Genomic DNA, 8,698 nt, shown 5'->3' on the forward strand with positions numbered 1-8,698 from the left:
CGATCGCGCAGCCGCATCAAGGGGACAAGAGCTAGGAACGCCGCCGCGTCGCCCACGCGACGCCTGTCCCGATTCCCGTGATGAGCAACCCGATCCCACCGAAGATCAGCGGCAGCAGCCACAGCGAGGCGAAACCGTTGATCCGAGCGTCCTCGGGGGAATCCGCGCGATAGAGCACCTCGACCCGCTCACCCTCCTCGTACGCAGGGGGATTGGAGCCCGTGGAGCTCCGGAACGTCGTCGGGGTGCCGTCCGCCGGCGTGAACTCGACCACCGGGTAGGCCACGGGCCCGTCGTTCGCCCGCTTGGTGCGAGACACGTGGTCGTCCCGCCATTCCAGGGCCACCACCGTGCCCCGGGCCCGCTCCGCATCCGTCAGGAACGAGATCGACACCCCGGTGAGGACGAGTCCGACGATCAGGAACAGAGCCCCGAACGCGATCGTCCCGAAGACGATCCACCGGCGGGCGCCCTGCCCACGCACCTGAACCTGCACGGTGTCCCTCTCACTTGTCCGAGGGAGGGACGCTACCGCAGACCTCCGGGTCGCCGTGCTGCCGCCCCAGGTGAAACCTCCCCCTGGCTCGACCTCTCCGGCGGAGGCGTCGATGCCGCGCACCTCGGCGGGCGACCTCACGGCAGGTCGTCGCGCCCCAGCCACGCCGGCTTGACAGGCACTCCGTCCGCGTACCGCTCGACCTGCTGGTCCGCCGGCTCGGCCGGTGCGGCAACGGACTCCGTCGGCGCCTCGACCCGTGGTTCCGGGGCGGCGGGCGCAGCGGAGTCCTCCAGCAGCTCCGCCACCGTGAACCGAGTGACGAACGACTGCCACACCCCGTCGATGACGAGCAGGAATCCGTCGCCCTGTCGCAGGAGCCGACGGCGCTTGGGGCTTCTGGGATGCTCGGGTGAGTGGCTCCGCGCCCGCCGCTCCAGCTCCGCGAGGGCCGCCTCACGGGAACCGGTGACGTGCGCCACCACATATGCCTCGACGTGCTTGCGGTCCCCGGCACCCACGGTCGTCTCGATGACCAGGCCCCACGTCGTCACGCTCCCGCCCCCTTCACCCTCATGTCACTCGCCACGGTACGAATACGGCGCGCCCGGCGGAGCCTCGCCCGCATCGAGGACGCGATCACCAGGGGCCCTGGTTGCGAAGATGCGGACACTGTCTCGCCGTTGCGTAGGGGTGGGCGACAGGGGCATCGCGCAAAGAACAGCCTGTCGCGCCGTATCCGGTCAGCTCACGAGCACCGGCTCGCACGCCAGCCAGGCCGGCGCCTGGGTCCGCTCGGTGATCCACAGCGGCAGCGCGGGACTGAGCAGCGGCAGCCGCAGCAACAGCACGGTGTTGAGCAGTGCAAGGAGGGCGTACGGCCGGTCGCGCAGCACCGTGAACCGCCGACCGCCGCCGACTGCGCCGACAGCGGTCACGGCGGGCAGCCGCAGCAGGAGCAGCGCGCAGACCAGGAAGCAGACCGTGTCCAACGCCAGGACGCCTCGGTACGCCGCCGCGGTCCCGGCGTTCAGCGCGAGTCCGCCGAGCGCCGCGCCCACCGCGAGCCCGCCGTTCAGCGTCGACTGGAGCCGCGCGAGCAGCCCCGTCCGCTCACCGGCCGGTACCAGCCCCGCCAACAGCGCCTGCCGAGCCGCCGCCAGCCCCGACTGCGCAGCGGCATAGACACAGGCCGTGACGACGAACGGCACGAATCCCCGCACCAGGAGGAACGAGGCGACCGCTGCCGAGGTTCCCAGCGCCAGCAGCACCGACGTGCCGCGTGGCCCCCGCCGGTCCGCCAGCCGCCCGAGCGGCACCCCGACCAGCGAACCGACCGCCCAGGCGAGAGTCAGCCCGAGCCCCACGCGAGCGGGGGCGAGGCCGACGACATGGGTGAAGTACAGCGCCGAGGTCACGTAATAGGCGCCGTCCCCCACGGAGTTGGCGAGCTGGGCGAGGGCCAGCAGGCGCCGCGGTCGATTCGTCATACCGATCACGCCAGTGGCCAGATGGACTGCTGAGCAGAGCCAATCAGCATCTGCATCAATGACCCATTTTTCTGAGGCCTGCGGGCATTGACCTCAAGCTCGCTTGAGGTCTCAAAGTGATCTCCATGAACACCGAAAACGCCGACATCGAAGCCATCGAACGGGTCGTCGCCACCGTCGAGCGGACCCAACGCGCCAAGGACGTGGACGGTTTCCTCGCGCTGTTCCATCCCGACGCCCTCTGGACGACCGCCCACGGCAAGGTCCTCGTCGGCTTCGACGCGATCGCCGAGTTCACCCGCACGGTGCTGCCCGCCGCGAGCTGGAGCGGTGAGGTCACCTACGAGGCAGTACACACGCAGTTCCTGCGACCCGACGTCGCGGCCGTCAAGGTCCGCCAGGTCTACCACTCTGCCGAGGGCGACACGGAAGGCGCTCCGCTCTACGTCATGACCAAGCAGGACGACGGCAGATGGCTGCTGCACGCAGGCCAGAACACAGAAGTCCGGGCCGGTCAGGGCTGACGGCTCCGGCAATGGACCGGACGCCGGCCCGCGCACCGGTCACAGACCCGGTATCTCGCGGAGCCGGCGCACCGGCGAACAGGCGATCGGCACCCAGGTGAGCGCCAGGCCGAGGGCGCCGGCCCAGAGCGCGGCGCGGACCGAGAACACCTCTCCGAGGAGACCGGCCAGGGCGGCGCCGACGGCGAGCGAGCCGGTCAGTACCAGTCGTACGGTGGCGTTCATCCGGCCCAGCAGCCGGTCAGGGGTGACGCTCTGCCGCAGGCTGACCGTCAGGACGTTGTTCACACCCACCTTGAACGTGGTCACCAGCCAGCCGGCGGCGGCCGCCCAGAGAGCCGGCCCCCGGTCGGCCACTGCGACGACCACGCCGGCGGGCGCGACGGCCAGGCCCAGCAGCCACAGCACCCGCCCCGCACCGAGCCGGCGGGCCAGGGCGCGGGCCGACAGCGAGCCGAGCAGGACACCGGCGCCGCCGGTGGCGAAGAAGAACCCGATGACGAAGCCGGAAAGGGCGAGTTCCCGGGCGAACAGGAGCGGAAGCACGGTCTGGCAGAGCTGGATCGACAGGTTGCTGACAGCTCCCGCGATGGCGACCGCCCGCAGCGCCGGATGACCGAAGACGAAACGCACGCCTTCCCGGATGTCCGCGAGCAGGTGGCCGCGCGCGCCGGCGCCGGGAGCCGGTTCCGGCCGGCGGATCCGCACGAGGCAGAGAGCCGAACCGAGATAGCTGGTCGCGTCGACCACCATCGCCACGGGGGCCGACAGCAACGCGACGAGGAATCCGCCGGCGCTCCGGCCACCGATCTGGGCCGCGGCGTCGACGGTCACCAGCAGGGAGTTGGCGCGGGCGAGCCGTTCCCGGCCGACCAGTTGCGGCAGGTGGCTCTGCGCGGCGACGTCGTAGAAGACGGTGGCCGCGCCCGACAGCAGGACGACGACGTACAGCTGTCCGATGGTCAGGACACCGAGTGCCCAGGCGGCGGGTACCGAGAGGAGGAGGGCCGCTCGGAGCAGGTCCGCAGTGATCATCACGGGACGCCGTCGCAGCCGGTCGACCCAGGCCCCGGACGGGAGACCTATCAGCAGGAACGCCAGCGTGCTCAGCGTCGCCAGCAGGCCGACCTGGCCGACCGTGCTCCGCAGAGCCACCACCGCGACCAACGGGATCGCCAGCGAGCTGATCGAACTGCCGAGTTTGCTCACCGCCGTCGCGGTGACGAGCATCCGGTAACCGGGGTCGTGCAGCAGGGGACGAGGGGGCGTGATCGGCTGTGCGCCGAGTCCGGTTGTGGTCATGGCGCGAGCCTGGCCGCCGCGCCGGGACCACAGCCATGAATTTAGGCTGTACTGAATCCAACAGGCCCCGGGGGCGGGACGAAGAGGGAGGGGCGGCGTGCTGGAGCTGCGGTTCACGGCCCGGGACCTGGCGCGGACCCGGTTCGCGCTGTCCCCGCTGTGGGAAGTCGTGGCCAGCGTCCGGATCCTGAGGAATCCCGAGCAGTACGGGCTCTTTCGGCCCTGGGCCGAGCAGGCAGGGCGACGGCTGGCAGCCGCGGGGCTGGACTGGGCCGTGCTGGCCGACCTGGTCCCCGCGCCACCCCGCGGCATCCCGCTCTTCGTCGCGCCGCCTCCCACGACCCCGCTGGCCGATCTCGGGGTGGAGCTCGCCGTGCTCCGCGCCACCCCCGCGGAGCAGGTCCGCTCCGGCCTCGGCGGCAGGCGGGCACCACGTTCCGCCCGCCTCGACGAACTGCGTGACGACCCGCGGCGCGGACTCGCGGTCCTCGCCGAACTCATCGAGGCGTACTGGGAGATCGCGCTCGCTCCGTACTGGCCGAGGATGCGCTCGCTGCTGGAGGGCGATGTGCTGCACCGGGCGCGGTTGCTGGCCGAAGGCGGCGCCGACCGGCTGCTGGGAGACCTGGACCCCGCGGTCGACTGGGACACCGACACCCTGCGCGTCCACCACCTCCACGTCCGGGCCACCCGACGGCTCGACGGGCGCGGCCTGCTGCTCGTGCCTTCGGTGTTCGCCTGGCCACGCGTCTTCTCGATCACCGCCCCCGGCTGGCAGCCCACACTCCGCTACCCGCCGCGCGGTGTGGCCACGCTGTGGGAGCGGCGCACCGCGGTCGCCGAACCGCTCGCCGCACTCATCGGCCGCGGCAGAGCCCGGCTGCTGGCCGAACTCGACACTCCCGCCTCCACCACCGACCTGGCCCGCCGCACCGGCATCACACCGGGTGGGGTCTCCCAGCACCTGACCGTGCTCCGCTCGGCGGGCCTGGTCGACGGCCATCGGTCCGGCCGCTACGTGCTCTACACCCGAACCGAGGCAGCCGAGGCCCTGCTGGCCGCCGCGGAGGGCCGATAGCGGGCGCCCCACAGGGCCTGGATGCCGACCAGCGGGCGTACCTCTTCCGGCTCGCCGGTAATTGGCTTGAGCAATACGGTCGTCGGGAGGCGAACACCCGGTGGCCGAAGCGTGGCCGATGGCGTTTGCCGGAGCCTGTGAGACCAGAACACGCCGGTGAGCAGATTGTTTCTGCGGCCGGCGACGAGCTCGGCGCTCGATGCCGAGACACGGTCGGCCATCGTCACGGAGACGGGAGTCCGAACGCACACTGTCTTGAACGCATCGCGTGGGCAGCGTAGTTGGGGTGCCCGGCGTGATCGATTGTCAGTGGTCGACGTCAGGATGGAGGCGACACGGGACATGACGATCCGAGGGAGGGCTCCATGCCTTATGTCCGGCCGTATGTGCGCTCGGACGGAACTCCAGTACGCGGGCACTATCGCTGGGCACCAGGAGCGCGCCGGGAACTGACACTTGTAGCTGTCTTCGGCCTGGCTGTTCTCGGCTTCGGCCATGCCGACGGCGAGCACGGGAACGGAACCGCACCACACCCCCGGCCGACCGTGTCGTACCCCCTCCGCTTCGACCAGGACACACACACGGCCCCGAGGCAGGCCGTGCCGCGGCCGACGGTGTCGTACCCGATCAAGTTCGACACCCCCAAGCCGCGGAAGGCAGCGCCTACACCGACCGTGTCGTATCCGATCGACCTCTCCGACCTGGGAGGCGGGCGGTGACCCGGCGCCCGCCCGCCAGGCGACGCACCACCCGGCGCCCAAGACGCCGGCGGAACCAGCAGGATGTCGGCATCGCTCTGGGCGTGGCCGCCATCGCGGCGGCCGGTCTCGTGGTGATGGTGGTCAACTGGCTGCTCGCGCACTGGTGGCTGCCGGTGGTCGCGGCCGTGCTTGCCGTGCCGGGCGGGATCGTGTGGTGGCGGTTCCGCACACAACGCGCCCAGTGGGAACGGGAGCAGGCGCGCACCCTGCGCTACGGGCTGGCCCAGCTCGACGCGTTGTCGCACCGGCAGTTCGAATTCGCGGTCCGTGACCTGATGAACCGCGATGGCTGCACCGACGCCGTCCAGGTCGGCGGGCAGGGCGATCTGGGAGCGGACGTGAAGGCGACCGATCCGCTGGGCCGGCGCTGGGTGATCCAGTGCAAGCACCGCCGCCAGGGAGATCGGGGCGCAGCCGTGGGCACCCCGGACCTCCAGGTCCTCAATGGAACGGGACGCCCGGTGCACAAGGCGGATGTCGTGGTGCTGGTCACCAACGGCAGGATCACCCAGCCCGGCCGCACCTTTGCCCGGCAGCAGCGGCTGCACCTGGTCGACCGCCGGCTGCTGGGCATATGGGCAACGGGATCGCGGCCGCTGTGGGAACTGCTGCCGGCGCTCCCCCCGCCCCGGAAACCGTCGCAGCTCTCCTGAAAACCCTTGCCGGGCAGGGGCCGCCCGGAGCCGAGGATGCCGTTGGCAACCCCCCGGTCATTACTCGAACGATCACCGTGCGGGACGTCCCTCAGGTGGCGCACGGCCGGGTGGGGAGGGTGGCCAGACGGCGTACATGGCGCAGGAGCAGGGCTTTGGGGAAGGGGACGACCCCTACGTCCGGGTGGTGCCGCTCGACGATGTAGTCGTTGATGCAACTGGTGAGGTCTTCGGTGAGGACCGGCGCGGCGGTGCGGTCGCCCAGGTGTTCCTCGGGTACGAAGCCGTGCGCGCCGAGCTGGCTCTCCCAGTGCTCGCCGTCGTAGAACTCGCCCCGCCGGGTGTGGTCGAGAAAGAGACAGTACTCGGCGATGTGGTCTCCGACGCCGGCGGCGAACTGCCACCAGAAACTGGCCCCTTCGCAGTGGCCCCACAGGTGGAGCATGCAGGCGAACGTTCTGGCGCCGGCCTGGTGCGCGTAGTGATGGTCGATGAACGCCGCCAGGTCCTGCTCCGCCCTCGGGGACAGCAGGACGAGGAGGCTGGCGGCCTGAAGATCTGTGTCCGCGCGGCCGATGCCCTCGGTGGTGCGTGCGCCCGGAGCGGTCCAGGCAAGCCCGCACGGCATGATGGTCGCGGCCTCGGCCGAAGCGATGTCTTCGCCGCCGTGGAGCGGGGACACGGACCTGTGGGAAAGATCGCGGCGCCGTGTGAGGCGCGCTCTGGCTGCGGTCAGGTCGTAGGTGTCGTATCGATCCTTCGTCCTTGCTCGGGCCAGCCACTGGTCGAGGGTGTGCCTCGCAGTGGGCTTGGCGGGGTGGGTCATGACGTCTTCTTCCCCTCGTCGGCGCAGTCGGAGTCCTCGGCCTGCAGGAGACGGGCCAGACGCCGACGGGCCTGGCTCAGGTGCGAGCGGACGGTGGCTTCCTCAAGGCCCAGCAGCGCTGCGGCCTCCACCGTGCTGTACCCCAATCCGTAGTGAAGCGTGACCAGGTCGCGCTGGCGCTCGCTCAGCCTTCGGGTGGCGGAGTACAGAGTGATCGCGTCCGCCAGTCCCTCGTACGGGTCCTCGGCGTTGTCCCGTAACGCTGCTTCGAACGCGGCGATGTCCATCGGCTCCGGCCGGCGTTTCCTCTTGCGCTGCTGGTCTCTGATGCGGTTCTTCAGGATTGCCCAGGCGTACGCCTCGGCATTCTCCATCTGGCGCATCTGATCCCATTTGTCCATGACGGCGTCGAAGGCGGCATCCACTGCCTCCTCGGTGTCCGCGTCCGAACCGAGCTGGAGATACGCGAAGCCCATGTAACTCTGGCGCCGATCGGCGTGGAACGCCCAGTACAGGGCCCGGGCGGCATCCGGCCACTGTGCCATGGGCACTGCCTTGCGCCGACGGCTCGGCAGGCCGACGGCCCCACTGGACTCCTCGGTTCCGCCTTCGCTCACCGGTCCCTCCCGGTCAGCTCGGCGGGAGCGGTGTGCTCCTGATCCTGCATGGTCGGGCGCATCCCGCTGATGCCCACGCGGACGAAAGCGGTGAGTATCCGCTTGGAGAGCCGAATCGTGTCGGGGCCGAAGACCCGGATGATCAGTGCGGTCAGCAGCAACGCCGTAACAGCGTCGTGCACGTGCCCTCCCCCATGGAAGTGGTTTCGGTATCGCCGCCTCCCCCCTCGGCGTCGGAAGGCGTACGCCTCCATCAATAGAGCGTTTGGGAGACCGGAAACGTGCAGGCCGAACATCAAGAAAATTTGCGTTCAGAAACCAAACTGCTGTGATCGGAACTTGATCGAAACCGCGACACCCTCGGCGGTACCGGTTCAGGTCAGCGGGCCAGCAGGCAGACTCCTGCGCCGGCCGCGGTGGAGCAGGCGAACAGAAGGCAGGCGACAACGGCATGCCGTCTGAGCAAGGTGCGACGCAAGGCGGCGTACCGGGCTTCGTATTCGCCGCGCAGACGCTGCGCCCGGTCGGCGGTGACCTGGAGCGCCTGGCGTGTCAGGCCGAGCCGCTGCTGAAGGTAGTGGCGGGTCAGGTCGTCGGCCTGCCCCGTGGTGAGCCAGGGCAGGCGCGCGCAGAGGGCTTCGGCCTCGCGCTGTGCCTGCTCTCGCTCCGCATGCAGCAGGAGGTAGCCCTCGACCTCGTTGGCGAAGGCGGCGCTCTGCCGGTTCAGAGGGGCTCCATGAGCGCTCGGTGAGGTCAAGGCCGACCGCCTTTGTGCCCGGACGGTTCCACCGCGTCGCGGTTGCCGAGGTTCGCTTCGTGTTCGAACTCGGCGATCTCGGGGTGGTGCAGGTCGAACGCCGGGGATTCGCTGCGGATCCGCGGCAGGGTGAGGAAGTTGTGCCGCGGCGGCGGGCAGGACGTCGCCCACTCCAGCGAGCGGCCGTAGCCCCA

10 protein-coding genes and 2 pseudogenes are annotated in these 8,698 nt (G+C 70.4%); 3 read left to right on the plus strand and 9 right to left on the minus strand.

What is annotated here, in order from left to right:
- Positions 1–31: 31 nt before the first annotated feature.
- From ACZ7DL_RS19390 to ACZ7DL_RS19400, 3 genes and pseudogenes are all read right to left on the minus strand, one after another.
- The gene (locus ACZ7DL_RS19390) at positions 32–496 is read right to left on the minus strand and encodes a DUF3592 domain-containing protein (RefSeq protein ID WP_470775379.1); all 465 of its coding nucleotides are present in this window, start codon (positions 494–496) and stop codon (positions 32–34) included.
- Between the two features lie 137 nt (positions 497–633).
- Positions 634–1,050, minus strand: a complete 417-nt coding sequence (locus ACZ7DL_RS19395) for a hypothetical protein (RefSeq protein WP_470775380.1) — start codon at positions 1,048–1,050, stop codon at positions 634–636.
- 216 nt (positions 1,051–1,266) lie between these two features.
- Positions 1,267–1,986, minus strand: a pseudogene (locus ACZ7DL_RS19400) (MFS transporter); the annotation flags it as partial.
- Between the two features lie 125 nt (positions 1,987–2,111).
- On the opposite strand from ACZ7DL_RS19400, the gene ACZ7DL_RS19405 reads away from it, so the two are divergent.
- Positions 2,112–2,510 (plus strand): SgcJ/EcaC family oxidoreductase, encoded by a 399-nt coding sequence (locus ACZ7DL_RS19405; RefSeq protein ID WP_470775381.1) that lies wholly within the window; start codon positions 2,112–2,114, stop codon positions 2,508–2,510.
- Positions 2,511–2,549: 39 nt separating this feature from the next.
- Here ACZ7DL_RS19405 and ACZ7DL_RS19410 read toward each other — a convergent pair whose 3' ends face one another.
- Complete coding sequence (locus ACZ7DL_RS19410; RefSeq protein WP_470775382.1) at positions 2,550–3,812, minus strand: MFS transporter; 1,263 nt, start codon at positions 3,810–3,812, stop codon at positions 2,550–2,552.
- Between the two features lie 97 nt (positions 3,813–3,909).
- Here ACZ7DL_RS19410 and ACZ7DL_RS19415 point away from each other — a divergent pair, with 97 nt between their 5' ends.
- The gene (locus ACZ7DL_RS19415; RefSeq protein WP_470775383.1) at positions 3,910–4,890 is read left to right on the plus strand and encodes an ArsR/SmtB family transcription factor; all 981 of its coding nucleotides are present in this window, start codon (positions 3,910–3,912) and stop codon (positions 4,888–4,890) included.
- 802 nt (positions 4,891–5,692) lie between these two features.
- Positions 5,693–6,304: a restriction endonuclease gene (locus ACZ7DL_RS19420; RefSeq protein WP_470775384.1), complete on the plus strand. Its 612-nt coding sequence runs from the start codon at positions 5,693–5,695 to the stop codon at positions 6,302–6,304.
- 91 nt (positions 6,305–6,395) lie between these two features.
- On the opposite strand, the gene ACZ7DL_RS19425 is transcribed toward ACZ7DL_RS19420, so the two are convergent.
- The 5 genes and pseudogenes from ACZ7DL_RS19425 to ACZ7DL_RS19445 form a co-directional block, all read right to left on the minus strand.
- Positions 6,396–7,130 carry a hypothetical protein gene (locus ACZ7DL_RS19425; RefSeq protein ID WP_470775385.1) on the minus strand — a complete coding sequence of 245 codons (735 nt, stop codon included), beginning with the start codon at positions 7,128–7,130 and terminating at the stop codon, positions 6,396–6,398.
- Entirely contained in the window at positions 7,127–7,747 is a 621-nt protein-coding gene (locus tag ACZ7DL_RS19430) for an RNA polymerase sigma factor (RefSeq protein WP_470775386.1), read from the minus strand. The genes ACZ7DL_RS19425 and ACZ7DL_RS19430 overlap by 4 nt, the downstream gene beginning before the upstream one ends.
- On the minus strand, positions 7,744–7,929 hold the full coding sequence (locus ACZ7DL_RS19435) for a hypothetical protein (RefSeq protein WP_470775387.1): 186 nt from the start codon (positions 7,927–7,929) through the stop codon (positions 7,744–7,746). The genes ACZ7DL_RS19430 and ACZ7DL_RS19435 overlap by 4 nt, the downstream gene beginning before the upstream one ends.
- Positions 7,930–8,126: 197 nt before the next feature.
- Positions 8,127–8,504, minus strand: a complete 378-nt coding sequence (locus ACZ7DL_RS19440) for a hypothetical protein (RefSeq protein ID WP_470775388.1) — start codon at positions 8,502–8,504, stop codon at positions 8,127–8,129.
- Positions 8,501–8,698, minus strand: a pseudogene (locus tag ACZ7DL_RS19445) (cytochrome c oxidase subunit I); the annotation flags it as partial. The pseudogene ACZ7DL_RS19445 and the gene ACZ7DL_RS19440, both read right to left, overlap by 4 nt.

The sequence above is a fragment of the Streptomyces sp. NPDC036984 genome (genome assembly GCF_055607665.1).

What these genes read in the sequence shown, in the direction of transcription:
- ACZ7DL_RS19410 (WP_470775382.1), bottom strand. Translation starts at nt 3,812, where the DNA reads ATGACCACAACCGGACTCGGCGCACAGCCGATCACGCCCCCTCGTCCC.
- ACZ7DL_RS19405 (WP_470775381.1), top strand. Translation starts at nt 2,112, where the DNA reads ATGAACACCGAAAACGCCGACATCGAAGCCATCGAACGGGTCGTCGCC.
- ACZ7DL_RS19425 (WP_470775385.1), bottom strand. Translation starts at nt 7,130, where the DNA reads ATGACCCACCCCGCCAAGCCCACTGCGAGGCACACCCTCGACCAGTGG.